We start from the raw sequence: 17539 nt of genomic DNA on the forward strand, positions 1-17539 counted from the left end.
AATCTAATCGAAATCTTCGATCAATAAAGCCAAATCTTCCCGCTTGATGCCGATCAACTCCGCTGCAAATCTCACTGCGAAATCAGGGGAAACACGATGTCGGAACTGCCGGAACGGGCGCGCGTGGTGATCATCGGCGGAGGCGCGGTGGGAGCATCGTCGCTCTACCATCTCGCCAAGGCCGGCTGGACGGATTGCATTCTCCTCGAAAAGAACGAGCTCACCGCCGGTTCCACCTGGCATGCGGCCGGCAACGTTCCGACCTTCTCGTCTTCCTGGTCGATCATGAACATGCAGCGCTATTCCGCCTCGCTCTATCGCGAGCTAGGGGCCTTGGTCGATTATCCGATGAACTACCACGTTACCGGTTCGATCCGCCTCGGTCATACGAACGAGCGGCTTCGTGAATTCAAGCGCGTCGTGGGCATGGGGCGCTACCAGGGCATGGACCTCGACATCCTGACTCCGGACGAGATGCGGGAGCGCTACCCGTTCCTCGAGACACACGAGCTGACCGGCGCGCTCTACGATCCTTACGACGGCGACATCGACCCGGCGCAACTCACACAGGCCTTGGCGAAAGGCGCCCGCGACATGGGCGCCAGAGTAGTCCGCTTCTGTCCCGTCACGGCGGCGCGCCGCGAAAAGGACGAGTGGATCCTGACCACGCCGAAAGGCGAGATCGCCTGCGAATATGTCGTCAACGCCGCAGGCTATTACGCCCGCGAGGTGGGAAAGCTTTTCGGCCGCGCCGTGCCGATGATGGTGATGAGCCATCAATATATCCTGTTCGAGGAGATCCCCGAGCTTGCCGCCTGGTCGAAGGAGGCCGGCCACAAGCTACCGCTGCTGCGCGACGTCGACAGCTCCTATTACCTTAGGCAGGAGAAATACGGCATGAACCTCGGCCCCTATGAGCGCAACTGTCGCGCTCACTGGGCAACATCCGGCGATCCGATGCCGAATGACTTCTCCTTCCAGCTCTTCCCCGACGATCTCGACCGGCTTGAATGGTATCTGAACGATGCCGTAGCGCGGGTGCCGATCCTCGGAACGGCCGGCCTCTCGCGCATTATCAACGGCCCGATCCCCTATGCGCCGGACGGCAATCCGCTGATCGGGCCGATGCCCGGCGTGCCGAACGCCTTCGAGGCCTGTGTCTTCACCTTCGGCATCTGCCAGGCAGGCGGCGCCGGAAAAGTGCTCGCCGAATGGGTGACCGAGGGTGAGACCGAATGGGACATGTGGAGCTGCGATCCGCGCCGCTACACGGCCTTTGCCTCCGACCCGGATTACTGCGTCGCCAAGGGCATGGAAGTCTACGGCCACGAATATGCCATGCACTTTCCGAAACACTACTGGCCGGCGGGACGGAACAGAAGACTCTCGCCGATCCATGACCGGATCGCCGCTCTGGGCGCCCAGTTCAAGCCTTATAACGGCTGGGAGCGTGCCATGTGGTACGCCAAGCCGGGCGACGATCTCTCGGAGGAAGCGACGCAGACCTGGAACCGCGAGGGGCCGTGGAGGCCGCGTATCGAGGAAGAATGTCTTACGGTGCGGGATGCCGCAGGCATACTCGATCTGCCGGGCTTCTCCCGTTATCGGGTCAAGGGGCCGGGAGCAGCCGCCTGGCTCACCTCGCTGATCACGGGCAAGGTGCCGAAGCCGGGTCGCATTGGCCTCGCCTATTTCTCCGACGACGAGGGCCGCATCGTCACGGAGATGTCGGTGATGATGCTGGACGAGGACTTCTTCTTCCTGATCACCGCCGCGACCGCCCAATGGCATGATCTCGAGTGGCTGAAAAAGCACCTGCCGAGCGATGCCGCCTTCTCAATCAATGATGTTACCGACCAGTTTTCCTGCCAAATCCTGACCGGTCCGAAGAGCCGCGACATCCTCGCCGAAGTCACCGGTGCCGACCTTTCGAAAGGGTGGCTGACGCACCAATCCTGTCAGATCGCCGACCGGTGGTGCCAGCTCGTGCGTGTCTCCTTCGCGGGCGAACTCGGCTGGGAGATCCATACCAAGGTGGAGGACACTGCGCCGGTTTTCGATGCTGTCTGGAAAGCAGGGCAAAAGCACGGGCTGAAACCCTTTGGCATGGAAGCGCTGGACTGTCTGCGCATCGAGAAGGGTTATCGCGCCTGGAAGGGCGACCTTTCCACCGATTACACCGTGCTGCAGGGCGGGCTCGAACGCTTCGTCGATTGGTCGAAACCGGATTTCAAGGGCAAGGCGGCACTCGCCTCCGAAAAACAGCGCGGTGTGTCGAAACGCTTCGTGACGCTCGTCGTCGAGGCCGGCGATTGCGACGCGCCCTACATGTCGACGCTCTGGCACAAGGGCGAAGTGGTCGGCGAGACGACCTCCGGCAATTGGGGTTATCGGATTGGCAAATCCATCGCGCTCGGCATGCTGCGCGCCGATCTTGCCGAACCCGGCACGGAACTGGAAGTCGAGATTTTCGGCGATCGCTTCAAGGCCGCGGTCCAGCCTGACCGGCCGCTCTGGGATCCGGCCAACGAGAGGCTGCGCGCATGATCAAGCCCATCCCTTCCAAGGCCCGGGCGGTCATCATCGGCGGCGGCGTCTCCGGGTGTTCAGTCGCCTATCATCTGGCGAAGCTCGGCTGGACCGATGTGGTGCTGCTCGAACGCAAGCAGTTGACCTGCGGCACCACCTGGCACGCCGCCGGACTGATTGGCCAACTGCGCGCCTCACAGAACATGACGCGGCTCGCGAAATATTCCGCCGACCTTTATGTCAAACTGGAAGCTGAGACGGGCATCGCCACCGGCATGCGCCAGAACGGTTCGATGACCGTCGCTCTGACCGAGGAGCGCAAGGAGGAAATCTATCGGCAGGCCTCGCTCGCCCGCGCCTTCGATATCGATGTGCGGGAAATCTCGCCGGAAGAGGCCAAGGCGCTTTATCCGCATCTCAACATCGGCGACATAAAAGCCGCTGTCCACTTGCCTCTGGATGGCCAGTGCGACCCGGCCAATATCGCCATGGCGCTCGCCAAGGGCGCGCGGCAGAACGACGCCACCATCATCGAAGGCGTCAAAGTCGTCGAGGTGTTGACGAAGAGCGGCCGGATAACCGGGGTGACCTGCGAACAGGCCGGGGAGCGCCACGTCATCGAGACCGAGAATGTCGTCAACTGCGCCGGCATGTGGGGTCGTGAACTTGCGCGTCAATCCGGCGTCACACTGCCGCTGCATGCCTGCGAGCATTTCTACATCGTCACCGAGGCTATCTCCGGTCTTGCTCAGCTTCCGGTTTTGCGCGTGCCGGACGAATGCGCCTATTACAAGGAGGATGCCGGCAAGATGCTGGTCGGCGCCTTCGAGCCCGTTGCAAAGCCCTGGCCGCCGGCGGGCGAGACGATCCGCGAGGATTTCTGCTTTGATCAGTTGCCGGAGGATTTCGACCATTTCCAGCCAATCCTCGAAAAGGCGATCAACCGCATGCCGATGCTGGAAACGGCCGGCATCCACACCTTCTTCAACGGCCCGGAAAGCTTCACCCCCGACGATCGTTACTATCTCGGCGAGGCGCCGGAGCTGAAAGGCTATTGGGTCGCCGCCGGCTACAATTCGATCGGCATCGTTTCCTCCGGCGGCGCCGGCATGGCGCTCGCGCAATGGATGAACGACGGCGAGCCGCCCTTCGATCTCTGGGAAGTGGATATCCGCCGCGCCCAGCCCTTCCAGAAGAACCGGCTCTATCTCAAGGAGCGCGTCAGCGAGACGCTCGGCCTGCTCTATGCCGACCATTTCCCCTACCGGCAGATGGCGACGGCTCGCGGCGTGCGCCGCTCGCCGATCCATGAGCATCTCAAGGCCCGCGGTGCTGTCTTCGGCGAAGTGGCCGGATGGGAGCGTGCCAACTGGTTCGCGCGGCACGATCAGGAGCGCGAATATCGCTATAGCTGGAGCCGCCAGAACTGGTTCGAGAACCAGCGGGAGGAGCATCTGGCCGTCAGGACCGGTGTCGGCCTGTTCGACATGACCTCATTCGGCAAGATCCGTGTCGAAGGCCGCGATGCGTTGGCCTTCCTTCAAAGGCTCTGTGCCAATCAGATGGACGTGCCCGCCAGCCGCATCGTCTATACTCAAATGCTGAACGGAAGGGGCGGCATCGAAAGTGACCTCACTGTCACCCGGCTATCGGAAACCGCCTTCCTGCTCGTCGTCCCGGGTGCGACCCTGCAGCGGGACCTCGCCTGGCTGCGCAAGAACCTGCGCGAGGAATTCACGGTCGTCACCGATGTGACGGCAGCGGAAAGCGTGCTCTGCCTGATGGGACCGAAATCGCGCGAACTGTTGCAGAAGATCAGCCCCAACGACTTTTCCAATCATGCCCACCCCTTCGGCACGGCCCGTGAGATCGAGATCGGCATGGGGCTCGCCCGTGCCCATCGCGTCACCTATGTGGGAGAACTCGGCTGGGAACTCTATGTCTCGACCGACCAGGCAGCACATGTCTTCGAGGTTCTGGAACAGGCCGGCGCGGAAGTCGGCTTGAAACTCTGTGGCCTCCATACGCTCGATAGCTGCCGCATCGAGAAGGCCTTCCGGCATTTCGGCCACGATATCACCGACGAGGACCACGTGCTGGAAGCCGGGCTCGGTTTTGCGGTGAAGATCGACAAGGGCGATTTCATCGGCCGCGAAGCCGTGCTGAGGAAACGGGATGCCGGGCTGAACCGCCGGCTCGTGCAGTTCAAGCTCACCAGCCCCGAACCGCTGCTTTTCCATAACGAAGCAATCGTGCGCGATGGAAAAATTGTTGGCACCATCACCTCCGGCAATTACGGCCATTTCCTCGGCGGCGCGATCGGCCTCGGCTATGTTCCCTGCAGAGGCGAAAGCGCTGCAGATGTTCTAGCGTCGAGCTACGCGATTGAGATTGCCGGCGAGCGGGTGAAGGCGGAGGCGTCGCTGACACCGATATACGACCCGAGGGCCGAGCGGGTGCAGATGTAGGAAAAGGCTCCCTCCCCACAAGGAGATGGCCGGCAGGCCGGAGGAATATCTTTAGCATATCATTACACCGGCTTTCCGGCCAAAGGAGACATGCCATGTTCACACCGGAACTCGAGAAAGAGCGCATCAATGGCGACCGCATCGATCACCTTATTGCCGGCCACCGGCAAGGCCACGGCCTCGCGCGACCTTTCTACCACGCCCCCGAAATCTTCGAACGGGACATGAGCCGCATCTTCTTTCGCCACTGGCATTGCCTGGCGCATGAAAGCATCATCCCGAACGTGAACGATTTCGAGCTGTTCAGATTGGGTGCGGAGCAGGTGATCCTCACCCGCGCCGGCGACGGCACGGTACATGCGATGCTGAACGTCTGCCGCCACCGCGGCGCGGAGGTCTGCACGCAACAGAGAGGCAATGCGAAAGCTTTCGTCTGTCCCTACCACGCCTGGACCTATGGCAGTGACGGCCGGCTGAAGGCCGCGCGGCTGATGCCGAAAGATTTCCGCCGCGAGGACCATGGGCTGAAGAAGCTGCATGTCCGGGTGGTCGAGGGCCTCGTCTTCATTTCCTTGGCTGAGGATCCGCTGGAATTCTCGGACGTCGAAAACCTGCTGCACGCCACCTGCGGGCAATACGGCTGGGCCTCCGCCAAGGTCGCGCATCGACAGAGCTACCCCCTCGACGCCAACTGGAAGCTCGCGGTGGAGAACTATGTCGAGTGCTATCATTGCGGTCCCGCGCATCCGGAATATTCCGAGACCCACGCATTGGAGCAGCCGCTCAACATGATCGAGGAGCTGAATGCGAAAATGGAGGCGCGCACCTGTGCTCTCGGTATCGACGTCGGTTCCGGCAACCACTGGCAGACCTCCCGCGAGGGCCGCGAGGCGATCCATGCCTTCCGCTACGCGCTTTATGACGGCGTAAAGACAGGCAGCAAGGACGGCCAACCTCTCGCTCCGTTGATGGGGCGGTTTTCCGATTTCGACGGCGGCGTGACGTCGATCCATCTCGGCGGCACGAGCTTCCTCGTCTGTTATGCCGATCACGGCATGATCTACCGCTTCATTCCGAAGACGGTCGATACCTGCGAGATGGAACTGGTCTGGCTTGTCGACGCCGATGCCGAGGAAGGCCGCGACTACGATCTGGATAAACTCACCTGGCTCTGGAAGGTGACGACCGACGAGGACAAGGCGATCATCGAACATACCGCCCGCGGCGTGGCCTCCCGCTTCTTCGTACCCGGCCCGATCGCGCCCATGGAACAGAACGAGTTACGCTATATCGACTGGTATCTGGACGAAATCAGCCGGGCGTGAGGCGGGCATGAAAAGATTGTCGGGCAGTTGCTTTTGCGGCGCGGTGGCATATGCGGTCGAAGACGCCTTCGTCTATGCCGCAAATTGCCATTGTTCGAATTGCCGCCGTACGACGGGTTCGGCCTTCAAACCTTTTGCCGGTATCCCGCGTGAAAAATTCATGCTGATGAAAGGCGTGGATAACCTGCTGATCTACGGCAGTCCGGACAATCACGACGCCCATTGCGGCACCTGCGGTTCGCTTCTTTATTCGCTGGTGCGCGAAGCAGCTTGGGTCCATGTCGCCATGGGTACGCTCAGCGATGCGCCGACAATCCGGCCGACGCATCACATCTTCGTAGGCTCCAAGGCCCCGTGGTGGGAGATCACCGACGACCTGCCGCAATACCCAGGGCACAAGCTCTGAGCGCTACTTCCCTTTCCAGATCGGGTCGCGCTTCTCGGCAAAGGCGCGGGCTCCTTCCAATTGGTCCTCGCTCCCATAAAGAATATCGACGGTGCGCAACTGCCGGCGGGTGATCTTGTTCATGGTCGTTTGGAATTTCTCGCCTTCGGCCTCCCGCACCACTTCCTTGATCGCCGCATAGACGAGCGGCGGTCCGCTTTCCAAGAGCCGCGCCAGTTCCCACGCACGCGCCATCAGCTTCTCCGCGGGCAGGATTTCGTTGACGAATCCCCAGCGGTGCGCCTCCTGAACGTCGAGCCAGCGGCCGGTGAGCAGCATGTCCATGGCGATGTGATAGGGCATGCGCTTCGGCAGCTTGATCGAGGCGGCGTCTGCGACCGTGCCGGAACGGATTTCCGGCAGCGCGAAGGTTGCATGTTCGGCAGCGAGTATGAGGTCGGTCGACAGCGCGATCTCCAGCCCGCCGCCGCAGCAGATGCCGTTGACCGCCGCGATGATCGGCTTGTTCAAATCGCGCAATTCCTGCATGCCGCCGAACCCGCCGATGCCATAGTCGCCATCCACCGCGTCACCCGCCGCGGCGGCCTTCAGGTCCCAGCCGGGGCAGAAGAATTTCTCGCCGGCGGCGGTGATGATCGCCACGCGCAAAGCCTCGTCGTCGCGGAAATCGCGAAAGATCGCACCCATGATCCGGGAGGTCTTGAGGTCGATGGCATTCGCCTTCGGCCGGTCGATGGTAACCTCGAGGATGCCGCCCTCGCGGCGGGTTTTGATCGGTTCGTCGGTCATGGGATCCTCCGTCTTATCAACGCATCCACGGCGACGACGCCCTCGCCTTCCGGGAGAACCATCACCGGGTTGATGTCGAGTTCTTCGATATCAACCGCATTGGCGACGAGCCAGGCCGCGACCGAGGCGACTGCCCGCTCCAGCGCAGGGATATCGCCCTTCGGCGCGCCGCGGTAGCCGTCGAGCAGCTTCTTCACCTTCAGCCTTGATAATGCCTCGGAGATCGTTTCCGGCGAGGCCGGCAGGGTGATCAGCGCGGAGTCATCCACGAGTTCGACCAGAACGCCGCCGGCACCGAGAGTCAGCACCAGCCCCGCAACCGGATCGCGCATTGCGCCGATGATGATTTCCGCGACCGGCTTGCCGGCCATCTTCTCGACCAGGTAGCCGTTGGCGACACCCGCCATGGCATGGGCAGCGACGACGACCTCCTCGACGTTCCGGAGGTCGAGCTTTACCGCGCCGGCCTCCGTCTTATGAGCGACTCCGCGCCCCTTCAGCGCCACGGGAAAGCCGAGCCTTTCGGCGGCCGCGCCGGCTGCCTCGGGAGACATCGCCACCAGCCCTTCGGGGACTGGCAGACCGAAGGCGGAAAGTTCCCGTTTCGCCTCGTTCTCGTCGAGCGTGACGACGTCCCCTGCCTTAACCGCGCGTTTGAGCATTGGTGTAGGCGCAGGCTTCTTCCAGGCTTTCCCGATGAAGGCGGCGGTTTCGGCCGCGGCCAGCGCCTCCTCGATGCCGTAGAAGGGCACCACGCCATCACGCATCAGCTGTTCGGCCACGGCTTCAGGCAGGTTTTCCGCCATGCTGGCAACGATGCCGGCATTGGCGCCCGTCGCGGCATGCGCCGCCACAACCGAGTTGACGGTTGTCAGCCAGTCGGTCGCGTCGCAGCGGTCGAGCCGCGGAAAATCGAGCACGACGAGGTTCAGCGCATAACCGCCCTGCATCATAGCAGTAAAGGCGGCCGTCTGCTTCTCACCATTGCCCCAGACGAAAGTGTGGTAATCCAACGGGTTAGCGAGCGTTACCATCTGGCCGAGCGTCTCGCGCAGCGGCTTCAGCTGTTCGTCGAGCAATGGCCGGTAGGAAATCTTCCGCCTCACACCGGCATCGGCCATCAACGAGGCCTCGCCGCCGGAACAGCTCATCGAGGAAATGTCGGCGGAATCAAGCGGTCCATAGAGATGCAACAGTTTCAGCGTCTCCAGAAGCTCCGGCAGCGTTTCGACCCGGCCGATGCCCAGCCGTTCCAAGAGGGTCGAGGAGACCCGGTCGTTGCCGGCAAGCGACGCCGTGTGCGAGACGGTGGCGAGCCGCGCGGCCTCCGACCTACCGACCTTCAGCATGGCGACCGCCTTCTTCAGCTCTCGCGACAGGCCGGCCAGCCGTTCCAGCGTTTCGAGGTTGTCGAAACCTTCGACATGCAGACCGACAGCGGTGACGCGCGGGTCCTGGATGACCGTGCAGGCGAGCTCGGCCAAGCCCGTCTGGGCCTGATTGCCCGCCGTCATCAGATAGGCGAGCGGCAGGCCGCGGCTCTGCATGGAAATATTGCAGGCGATGTTGGAGGATTGCGTCAGTACGGCAACGCCGCGCTCGATCCTGGACATGCCGTGCTGGTCGGGCCAGAGCAGCGCGCCGTCCAGCATATTGATGAAGCCATAGCAGTTCGGTCCCAGGATCGGCATGTCGCCGGCCGCCTCGACAAGTGCGCGCTGCAGCTCGTCTCCATCCGCCAACTCGCGCGCGGCCTCGCGGAAGCCGGAGGCGTAACACACCGCGCCACCCGCCTCGCGCGCCGAGAGTTCGCGGATGATCTCGATCGTCAACTGCCGGTTGACGCCGACGAAGGCGGCATCCGGCGCGGCCGGCAGATCCGCCACCGAGCGGTAGCACTTGCGGCCGAGGATCTCGTCGTTCTTTGGATGGACGGGCCAGATCTCGCCCGAAAAGCCCATCTTGTCACATTGTTCGATGACGCGCCGCGCCTCCTTGCCGCCGAATACGGCAATGGTCTTCGGACGGGTGAGGCGGTCGAGGGATTTCACCATCTTAGGCTCCCAGCGGCCGTAGAAGCTCGCGGCTGATGATGTGGCGCTGGATTTCCGATGTGCCGTCCCAGATGCGCTCGACGCGGGCGTCGCGCCAGAAGCGGGCGAGCGGCAGGTCGTCCATCAGCCCCATGCCGCCGAAAATCTGGATCGCCTCGTCGGTGACGCGCGCCAGCATTTCCGTCGCGAAGACCTTGGCGGAGGCAATCTCGCGGTTGGACGGCAGGCCCTGGTCGAGCCGCCAGGCGGCCGACAGCGTCAGGAGATCGGCGGCATCGATCTCGGTGATCATGTCGGCAAGCTTGAAAGAGACCCCCTGGTTCGCCCCGATCGGCTTGCCGAACTGCTTTCGTTCGGCGGCGTAGTTCAGGGCGTAATCGAAGGCGCGTCGCGCCCGGCCCACCGAGGTGGCCGCGACAGTGAGCCGCGTTGCATAGAGCCAGTCGTTGGCGATGTCGAAGCCCTTGTGCAACTCACCCAATATCTGGCTCGACGGAAGACGGCATTCGTCGAAGGTCAGGATGCAGTTTTTATAGCCGCGATGCGAGACGGAATTATAGCCCTCGCGAATCTCAAATCCCGGCGTGCCGCGATCGACCAGGAAGCAGGTAATCAGCTTCTTCGGTCCCCGCGACGTCTCCTCCTCGCCGGTAGCGATGAAGACGATGACGAAATCGGCAATATCGGCGTGCGAAATGAAATGCTTGGTACCGTTGACGACCCAATCGTCTCCGTCCTTTCGGGCGAAACATTTCATGCCGCGTACGTCCGACCCAGCATCCGGCTCCGTCATGGCCAGCGCGTCGAATTTTTCGCCCTTCACCGCCGGAAAGAGATATTTCTCACGCTGCTCGTCATTGCAGGCCATCAGAATGCCGGAGGGACGGCCGAAGAAGACGGTGAGCGCCATCGAACCGCGGCCGAGCTCGCGCTCCACCAGCGTGAAGGACGTGTGGTCGAGCCCTGCACCGCCCACTTCTTCGGGGAAATTGCAGCCGAAGAAGCCGATTTCCTTACATTTGCGGGCGATTTCCTGGCCGAGCTCGGTCGGCACGATGCCGGTGCGTTCCACCTCGTTCTCATGCGGATAGATTTCCGTCTCGACGAAATCGCGGACGGTTTTGACGATCATCTCCTGCTCGTCTGTCAGTCCGAAATTCATGGCTTCCCCTCCCGCGCCTCGTTTCAGTTCAACGCCTCTGCCCCACCGAGCGGCCGACGCCTTCAGGAACCGGCAGCTTGGCATGCGCCTCCGCGAGTGGAGCGAGGCTCGCCAGCACTCCGGCCGGTGCGGAGACCGACTTTCCGGCTTTCGAATCCACATGCAGCATGAGCTGTTCGGCGGTCGCGAGCGCCTCGTTCGTCTCGGCATTGTAGATCGTCGAGAAGAATTTGATGCGCTTCTCGTCGGAAGAGAGCACCTGCAGGGTCGAGTAGAGTTTTTGTCCGAGCTTCGCCTCGCCGAGATGGCGGATATGCGTCTCGACCGTGTAATAGCTGTGACCGGCTTCGACATAGGCGAAATCGACGCCGATCAGGCGCAGCAGCGCGTCGGACGTATCGCCGAAGACCTGCAGGTAGCGATGCTCGGTCATATGGCCGTTATAGTCCACCCACGCGGCGCTAACCTTGGTGTCGATCAGCCGAAGCGGTGCGGAATAGTTTGGTGCGGGCCGGATACCCCCACCTTGCTCCCAGAGATGTCTTTCGAACTCCGCGAGGATTTTTCCAGCACCCCAACCGCGGCCCGCATCGCCCGCCTTCAGGGCCTGCATGATGGCCACGAGGTTTTCGTCGCGGATGCGCTCCAGCTCGCGGATGCCGCGGACGCCGGATTGCGCGTCCGACTGCGCGGCGATCTTATCGACCAGCGCGTCGTCGAGGTCCACGACATCGGTGAGCTTCGTCCAGGGCCAGGAAAGGCACGGACCGAACTGCGCCAGGAAGTGGCGCATGCCCGCCTCGCCGCCAGCGATGCGATAGGTCTCGAACATGCCCATCTGCGCCCAGCGCATGCCGAAGGAATAACGGATCACGTCGTCCAGCGTTTCGGTGTCGCAGATATCGTCATGGATCAGCCAAAGCCCCTCGCGCCAGACGGCCTCCAGCAGGCGGTCGCCGACAAAGGCCTCGATCTCCCTCTTGATGATGACACCCTTCATACCGATTGGCGCGAGCTTTTCCTGCGCCGCCTTCAGCGTTTCGGGCGATGTCTTTTGTCCGCCGACCAGCTCGGCGAGCGGCAGGAGATAGACAGGGTTATAGGGATGCGCGACGAACATGCGTTCCGGATGCTTCATGTCGCGCTGCAGATCGGTCGGCATCAGCCCGGAGGTGGAGGAGCCGATCAGCGCCTTGGGACTCGCAGCCGCATCGATCTGGGTAATGATGTCGCGCTTCAGCTCCAGGCGCTCAGGCACGCTTTCTTGAATCCAATCAGCGCCTTGTACGGCTTCCTTCAAGCTCGTGCAGAAGGTAACTTTCCCCTTGGGCGGTAATGGCGCCATGGTGAGCATGCCGTAGGCGCGCTCGGCATTGGCGAGAACCTCCCCGACGATGCGCTCGGCTTCGGGATGCGGATCGTACATATTGACATGGATGCCGGCGAGCACGAACCGGGCCGCCCAAGCCCCGCCGATGACGCCGCCGCCGATGCAGGCTGCCTTTTTGATGCTGGTCATGGGATCACCGCTTCGTCAGCTTCAGCTTTTCGCGCACTTCCGCCGGGCCGATGATCTTCGCACCCATGCCCTCGATCACGCCGACCGCCTTCTCCACCAGCTGCGCATTGGTGGCGAGCTGACCCTTGCCGACGTAGAGATTGTCTTCCAGCCCGACCCGGACATTGCCGCCGGCGAGCACCGCCGCAGCCGGATAGGCAAGCGCATTGCGGCCGATCGAAAACGCCGAGAAGGTCCAGTTCTTCGGAACGTTGTTGACCATCGCCAGATACGTGTTGAGGTCGTCCGGAGCGCCCCATGGAATGCCCATGCAGAGCTGGATCAGCACGGGATCCTCAATCAGCCCCTCCTCCACAAGCTGCTTGGCAAACCAGAGATGACCGGTGTCAAAGGCCTCAATTTCGGGGCGGACGCCGAGGGCCGTCATCTGCCGTGCCATTTCGCGCAGCATGGAGGGCGTGTTGGTCATCACGTAGTCGCCGAGCGAAAAGTTCATCGTGCCGCAATCGAGCGTGCAGATTTCCGGCAGGCATTCGGCGACGTGCGCGACGCGTTCGGTGGCGCCCGCCATGTCCGTGCCGTTGGGGTTGACCGGGAACGGCGCCTCGACATTGCCGAATACAAGGTCACCGCCCATGCCGGCGGTGAGGTTCAGCACCACATCGACATCCGCCGAGCGGATGCGGTCGGTGACTTCCTTGTAGAGTTCCCTGTTGCGGGCAGCCGCCCCGGTTTCCGGATTGCGTACATGACAATGGACGACTGCAGCGCCCGCCTTGGCAGCATCGATCGCCGACTCGGCGATCTCTTTGGGCGTGATCGGCACATGCTTGGATTTGCCAGTCGTCTCACCCGCGCCGGTGACGGCGCAGGTGATGAAAACCTCGCGATTCATCTCGAGCGGCATCTTCCCCTCCTTGTTCGTTTTGCCCATTACGAACCTGAAGAGCCGAGAATGCTTTTCATTTTCAGCGGCATTCCATACATTGTCGGAGATGGAGGATCGACATGGCGGAGGCATTTGCGGATGAGCAGCATTTCGACATCCTCGTGCTGCCGGAAACCAACCTGATCCTGGTTGCCTCGGTGATCGAACCACTGCGCGCGGCAAACCGCATTGCAGGACGGGAACTCTACCGCTGGGCGCTGTATTCACCCGACGGGCAGTCGATCGAGACCAAGGCGGGTGTTCCGATCCCGGTCTCCGGTAGCTTCCGGCCGGCACGGGAAACCGATCCGCTTTTCGTGCTCTCCAGCTACAATTGGAAGAAAAGCGCCACCCGCGAGTTGAAATTCCAGCTCTCTCAGACGGCGCGGCACCGCTCTCTGATCGCCGGCATCGAGGCGGGTTCTTTCATCCTGGCCGAAACCAGTCTGCTCGACGGCTTTTCCGCCACCACCCATTGGGAGGATTTCGAGGATTTTGCCGCGGCCTATCCGCAGGTGAGCATGATCCGAGAACGTTTCGTCATCGACGGCAAGCGTATCACCACTGGAGGCTCGCTGCCCACCCTCGACCTGATGCTGGAACTCATCCGTCGGGCGCATGGCTATTCGCTGGCGCTCGAAGTCTCGCGGCTTTTCATCTACGAGCAGGAGCGCACGCGCGGCGATCTCTTGCAGGTGCCGGCGATCGGCAACATGCGGATCGTCGACACGCGCGTGCAGGCGGCGGTAAAGTTGATGGAGGAGACAGTGGAAGCGCCGCTTCCCCTCGCTCGACTGGCGAAGCGGGCGGGTGTCAGCGCTCGGCACCTGCAGGACCTCTTCAACGACGTCATGGGGGTGGCGCCGCGCGAGCATTATCTGGCGCTACGGCTCAACGCGGCGCGTCGCAAGGTAATCGAGACGCGGGCGACATTCGCGGATATCGCGGCGGCAACCGGTTTCAACTCCGCTTCCGCCTTCTCGCGCAGTTATCGGACACACTATCGCGAAAGTCCGAGCGATACCCGCCGACGGGTGAAAGTGAAAGCCTGACTATTTCCTCAAAATCACCCAGAGCGCATGCACGACCCCCGGCAACCAGCCGCAAAGGGTGAGCAGGATGTTCAGCCAGAAATGCAGGCCGAGACCTACCTGCAGGAAGACGCCGAGCGGCGGCAGGAGGAAGGCGAGCAGAATGCGGATGATGTCCAACTGATGTCTCCGGGTTGAAGTGGCTTCACGCGGATAACGTGTCGGACGAAGGATGGTTTCAGGGAGCGGAAATGGCCTCCGCTCCAGCACATCGAGGTGAAGAGCCAGCGTGACCGCCCGTTTCACGCTGCCTTCTTGGACGTCGCATTCCTCAGATAGGGCATGACTTCCTTGGAATAGATTTCCATGTTCTTGCGCGTCAGCTCCGCCGGCAGCGTGCCGAATTGCAGGAGCGTCAGGAGATGGCCGAAGCCGATCTGTGCCCGGTATTCTTCGAGCTTTTCACGCACCGTCGCCGGGCTGCCGCAGATGAACTTGCCCTCCTCGATGACGCTGTCGATGGTCTGCTTCATCGAATGGCCGGCCTTGGCGGAGAGCGCGCCGACCATGGATTTCACCGAGGTGTAGCCCGGCGGCAGCAGCATCTCCATCGGCATCCGGAGGAATTTCTGGAGGAAGGCCTCGATATGCTCCTTGGCCTCCTTGCGGGCGATCTCATCGGTTTCCGCGACATAGAGCGGCAGCGACCAGCCGAGTTGGTCTTCGGTCGCCTCGTAGCCGTAACGGGCCGCGACGTCCTTGTACATCTTCATGTAGCGGGCGACGGTCGAGACCGAGGCGAAGGTTTGAAGGTAGGTGTACTTCCGGTCCGGATGGGCGGCCCATTCGATCGTTTCGCTCGAACCCTGGCTCGGAATCCAGATCGGCGGATGCGGATTGTCCTGATAGACCCGCGGCCAGACGTTCACGTATTCGAAATTGTAGTGCTTGCCCTCAAAGACGCTGGGGCCGGGTTGTGTCCAGGCCTGCAGGATGAGGTCATGCGCCTCCTGGAAGCGCTCGTGCGAAAAGGCCGGGTTGACGCCCCAGGAATGATATTCCGCGCCGATCCCTCGCACCATGCCGGCGATCAGGCGGCCGCCGGTGATGTTGTCGATCATCGCGAATTCTTCCGCGACAGTCAGCGGGTTGTTGAGGAGCGGCAGGGCGCGGCCGAGCACGGCGATCTTGACGTTCTTGGTGCGGCGGGCGAGCGCACCGGCCATGACGCCGGGGATCGGCATCAGGCCGTAGGCGTTCGAATGGTGCTCGTTGACGCAGATGCCGTCGAAGCCGAGCTGGTCGGCATATTCCAGCTCGTCCAGATAGCGGTTATAGAGCTGATGGCCCTTCTTCGGATCGAAGAAAGTGTTCGGCAGCGTCACCCAGGCGGAATTGTGCTTCTCGTCATAGGAAAGATCGAGATCCGCATAGGGCATCAGGTGCATGAAGTAGAATTTCATCGCGTCGCCTCCCGAATGAAGCCGTCGACCAGCTCGATGAAGCGGTCCGTCTTTTCCATCTGCGGCAAGTGGCCGCAATTCTCGATGATTTCCAGCCGCGAATTGGAAATGAGATCACGCCAGGCGCTACCGTATCCGGCCGGCACGACCTTGTCGTCGTCGCCCCAGACGATCAGCGTCGGCACCGAGATTCGGTGCAGCCATTTGTGCAGGTCGGGATTATAAAAGCGCGGCTCCCAGGCGAGCTTGGCCGTGGTGAGCCTGTTCTTGAGGATGACTTCCAGCCCTTCCTTCGAAGGCGGCGTCGCCAGCATCTGCTCGGCGTGAGACTGGTCGTGAAAGAGGTTGCGGGCCGTCTGTTCGGCATTCCACATGAAGATGTCGCCCTTGCGCAAACCCTTCACGCGAATACCGGCCGGCGCCACGACGGTCAGCGAATTGAGTTTCGTCTGATTGCGGATGGCGATCTCGGCCGACAGCCAGCCGCCGATCGAACCGCCGACGAGATTGACATGATCGAGGCCGAGATGGTCGATGACATCGAGATAGAAGAAGGCCAGATCGGACATGCCGTCCAGCCATTCCGGAGAATCCGACGCGCCGAAGCCCGGGTGCTCCGGCACAATCACCTCGTAGCTTTCGGCAAGCTTTTCCATGAATGGTGCCCAGCGCGCCGCGCCGCTCGATCCATGCAGGAAGAGCAGCGGCGCGCCTTTGCCGCCGCGCATGAACCGGACATTGCAACCGGTTATGGTCTCGGTGCTTTCGGTAAAGCTCATCGGTGTTTCTGCCCTCCCCGGCTGCTTCACGCCGCATATGACGGGGCGCTCCTCTGCCCGTAATGGCGGCAATCTGTATAACCTTCGTCCGAGGGTCAATATGATTCTGTCAAATTTTGATTGATAATAGCAAATTTCTAACTTGCATCTTCGGAAATTGCATACAAAGTAGGCGCCGCTCGGGCGGGCGCACCATGCACATCCGGGCTGCGGGGAGGAAAGCAATGCAAGCGGAGAAACTGTTCGATCTGAAGGGTCAGGTGGCGGTGGTCACGGGTGCCGGCAGCGGGCTGGGACTGGCGATCACCAAGACACTCGCGGCCAATGGCGCGCATGTGGCGCTGCTTGACCTTAATCCGGAAACGCTTGCCACCGCCTATCAATGGCTGAACGGCCAGGGCTTGTCCGCCGAGAGCCATCAGGTCGACGTGTGCGATTCCGCCGCACTCCGCAACACGATCGACGACATTGCCGAAAAGCATGGCCATCTCGATATCCTCGTCGCCAATGCCGGTATCAGCGGGGGTCCGAATTCGCGCACTGAAGCCGGCGCCATCGAGAATGTCAGCGACGAGCTGTGGAACAAGGTGGTGGACGTCAACCTCACCGCCACCTTCGTCGCGATCCAGTCGGCCGCCAATCATATGAAGAAGCAGAGACAGGGCCGCATCGTCGCGATCGCGTCGATCGCGGGTCTGCGCGCCGATCCGATGACCGGTTACGCTTACGCTTCCAGCAAGGGCGCCGTCGTCAACCTCGTCAAGCAGGCGGCCTGGGAGCTGGCGCCCTATAATGTTCTCGTCAACGGCATCGCGCCCGGCCCTTTCCGCACCAATATCGCCGGCGGCCGCATCCGCGAACCGGAGGTGGAAAAGGCCTTCGCCGACACCGTGCCGCTCGGCCGTATCGCCGAAACGGACGAGATCATGGGCCTCGCCCTGCTGCTCTCTTCCAAGGCATCGAGCTTCATGACCGGCGCGGTGATCCCGATCGACGGAGGCACGGTTGCCATTTGAAAAACAGGATGGTCTGGGCGCTGCGAGATGTCGCGATTGACAATATCAGGCTCCCTGCTTTATCCCCTGA

14 protein-coding genes are annotated in these 17539 nt (G+C 62.0%); 6 read left to right on the top strand and 8 right to left on the bottom strand.

The window, feature by feature from the left end; translation table 11 throughout:
- Positions 1 to 96: 96 nt before the first annotated feature.
- From ACMGE0_RS16830 to ACMGE0_RS16845, 4 genes are all read left to right on the top strand, one after another.
- Positions 97 to 2547: a GcvT family protein gene (locus ACMGE0_RS16830; RefSeq protein WP_436817022.1), complete on the top strand. Its 2451-nt coding sequence runs from the start codon at positions 97 to 99 to the stop codon at positions 2545 to 2547.
- Complete coding sequence (locus tag ACMGE0_RS16835; protein WP_436817023.1) at positions 2544 to 4997, top strand: GcvT family protein; 2454 nt, start codon at positions 2544 to 2546, stop codon at positions 4995 to 4997. The genes ACMGE0_RS16830 and ACMGE0_RS16835 overlap by 4 nt, the downstream gene beginning before the upstream one ends.
- Positions 4998 to 5092: 95 nt before the next feature.
- The gene (locus tag ACMGE0_RS16840) at positions 5093 to 6322 is read left to right on the top strand and encodes an aromatic ring-hydroxylating oxygenase subunit alpha (protein WP_436817024.1); all 1230 of its coding nucleotides are present in this window, start codon (positions 5093 to 5095) and stop codon (positions 6320 to 6322) included.
- 7 nt (positions 6323 to 6329) lie between these two features.
- A complete protein-coding gene (locus tag ACMGE0_RS16845; RefSeq protein WP_436817025.1) occupies positions 6330 to 6728 on the top strand; it encodes a GFA family protein in 399 nt (132 codons plus the stop codon).
- A 3-nt stretch (positions 6729 to 6731) separates the two neighbouring features.
- On the opposite strand, the gene ACMGE0_RS16850 is transcribed toward ACMGE0_RS16845, so the two are convergent.
- Genes ACMGE0_RS16850 through bcoG form a run of 5 tightly spaced genes read right to left on the bottom strand, consistent with a single transcriptional unit; the run spans position 6732 to position 13159 of the window.
- Positions 6732 to 7517 carry a carnitinyl-CoA dehydratase gene (locus ACMGE0_RS16850; protein WP_436817026.1) on the bottom strand — a complete coding sequence of 262 codons (786 nt, stop codon included), beginning with the start codon at positions 7515 to 7517 and terminating at the stop codon, positions 6732 to 6734.
- Positions 7514 to 9571, bottom strand: coding sequence for an acetate--CoA ligase family protein (locus tag ACMGE0_RS16855; protein WP_436817027.1), 2058 nt, complete (start codon positions 9569 to 9571; stop codon positions 7514 to 7516). The genes ACMGE0_RS16850 and ACMGE0_RS16855 overlap by 4 nt, the downstream gene beginning before the upstream one ends.
- A 1-nt stretch (position 9572) precedes the next feature.
- Positions 9573 to 10733: an acyl-CoA dehydrogenase family protein gene (locus ACMGE0_RS16860; RefSeq protein ID WP_436817028.1), complete on the bottom strand. Its 1161-nt coding sequence runs from the start codon at positions 10731 to 10733 to the stop codon at positions 9573 to 9575.
- 28 nt (positions 10734 to 10761) lie between these two features.
- Positions 10762 to 12252, bottom strand: a complete 1491-nt coding sequence (locus ACMGE0_RS16865) for a carnitine 3-dehydrogenase (RefSeq protein ID WP_436817029.1) — start codon at positions 12250 to 12252, stop codon at positions 10762 to 10764.
- Positions 12253 to 12256: 4 nt separating this feature from the next.
- Positions 12257 to 13159, bottom strand: a complete 903-nt coding sequence (gene bcoG / locus ACMGE0_RS16870; protein WP_436817030.1) for a 3-dehydrocarnitine:acetyl-CoA trimethylamine transferase BcoG — start codon at positions 13157 to 13159, stop codon at positions 12257 to 12259.
- Between the two features lie 101 nt (positions 13160 to 13260).
- On the opposite strand from bcoG, the gene ACMGE0_RS16875 reads away from it, so the two are divergent.
- On the top strand, positions 13261 to 14232 hold the full coding sequence (locus ACMGE0_RS16875) for a GlxA family transcriptional regulator (RefSeq protein ID WP_436817031.1): 972 nt from the start codon (positions 13261 to 13263) through the stop codon (positions 14230 to 14232).
- On the opposite strand, the gene ACMGE0_RS16880 is transcribed toward ACMGE0_RS16875, so the two are convergent.
- The 3 genes from ACMGE0_RS16880 to ACMGE0_RS16890 all read right to left on the bottom strand — a co-directional run bounded on the left by ACMGE0_RS16880 (position 14233) and on the right by ACMGE0_RS16890 (position 16453).
- Positions 14233 to 14391, bottom strand: coding sequence for a YqaE/Pmp3 family membrane protein (locus ACMGE0_RS16880; protein ID WP_436817032.1), 159 nt, complete (start codon positions 14389 to 14391; stop codon positions 14233 to 14235).
- A 122-nt stretch (positions 14392 to 14513) separates the two neighbouring features.
- The gene (locus tag ACMGE0_RS16885) at positions 14514 to 15674 is read right to left on the bottom strand and encodes an LLM class flavin-dependent oxidoreductase (protein WP_436817033.1); all 1161 of its coding nucleotides are present in this window, start codon (positions 15672 to 15674) and stop codon (positions 14514 to 14516) included.
- Positions 15671 to 16453 (bottom strand): alpha/beta fold hydrolase, encoded by a 783-nt coding sequence (locus tag ACMGE0_RS16890; protein ID WP_436817034.1) that lies wholly within the window; start codon positions 16451 to 16453, stop codon positions 15671 to 15673. The genes ACMGE0_RS16885 and ACMGE0_RS16890 overlap by 4 nt, the downstream gene beginning before the upstream one ends.
- A gap of 224 nt (positions 16454 to 16677) precedes the next feature.
- Here ACMGE0_RS16890 and ACMGE0_RS16895 point away from each other — a divergent pair, with 224 nt between their 5' ends.
- Entirely contained in the window at positions 16678 to 17469 is a 792-nt protein-coding gene (locus ACMGE0_RS16895; protein WP_436817035.1) for an SDR family NAD(P)-dependent oxidoreductase, read from the top strand.
- Positions 17470 to 17539 lie beyond the last annotated feature (70 nt).

Source organism: Neorhizobium descurainiae (genome assembly GCF_051400715.1).
Lineage (GTDB): Bacteria > Pseudomonadota > Alphaproteobacteria > Rhizobiales > Rhizobiaceae > Neorhizobium.

What these genes read in the sequence shown, in the direction of transcription:
- ACMGE0_RS16845 (WP_436817025.1), top strand. Translation starts at nt 6,330, where the DNA reads ATGAAAAGATTGTCGGGCAGTTGCTTTTGCGGCGCGGTGGCATATGCG.
- ACMGE0_RS16890 (WP_436817034.1), bottom strand. Translation starts at nt 16,453, where the DNA reads ATGAGCTTTACCGAAAGCACCGAGACCATAACCGGTTGCAATGTCCGG.
- ACMGE0_RS16875 (WP_436817031.1), top strand. Translation starts at nt 13,261, where the DNA reads ATGGCGGAGGCATTTGCGGATGAGCAGCATTTCGACATCCTCGTGCTG.
- ACMGE0_RS16855 (WP_436817027.1), bottom strand. Translation starts at nt 9,571, where the DNA reads ATGGTGAAATCCCTCGACCGCCTCACCCGTCCGAAGACCATTGCCGTA.
- ACMGE0_RS16895 (WP_436817035.1), top strand. Translation starts at nt 16,678, where the DNA reads ATGCAAGCGGAGAAACTGTTCGATCTGAAGGGTCAGGTGGCGGTGGTC.
- bcoG (WP_436817030.1), bottom strand. Translation starts at nt 13,159, where the DNA reads ATGCCGCTCGAGATGAATCGCGAGGTTTTCATCACCTGCGCCGTCACC.
- ACMGE0_RS16865 (WP_436817029.1), bottom strand. Translation starts at nt 12,252, where the DNA reads ATGACCAGCATCAAAAAGGCAGCCTGCATCGGCGGCGGCGTCATCGGC.
- ACMGE0_RS16850 (WP_436817026.1), bottom strand. Translation starts at nt 7,517, where the DNA reads ATGACCGACGAACCGATCAAAACCCGCCGCGAGGGCGGCATCCTCGAG.
- ACMGE0_RS16860 (WP_436817028.1), bottom strand. Translation starts at nt 10,733, where the DNA reads ATGAATTTCGGACTGACAGACGAGCAGGAGATGATCGTCAAAACCGTC.
- ACMGE0_RS16840 (WP_436817024.1), top strand. Translation starts at nt 5,093, where the DNA reads ATGTTCACACCGGAACTCGAGAAAGAGCGCATCAATGGCGACCGCATC.
- ACMGE0_RS16830 (WP_436817022.1), top strand. Translation starts at nt 97, where the DNA reads ATGTCGGAACTGCCGGAACGGGCGCGCGTGGTGATCATCGGCGGAGGC.
- ACMGE0_RS16835 (WP_436817023.1), top strand. Translation starts at nt 2,544, where the DNA reads ATGATCAAGCCCATCCCTTCCAAGGCCCGGGCGGTCATCATCGGCGGC.
- ACMGE0_RS16885 (WP_436817033.1), bottom strand. Translation starts at nt 15,674, where the DNA reads ATGAAATTCTACTTCATGCACCTGATGCCCTATGCGGATCTCGATCTT.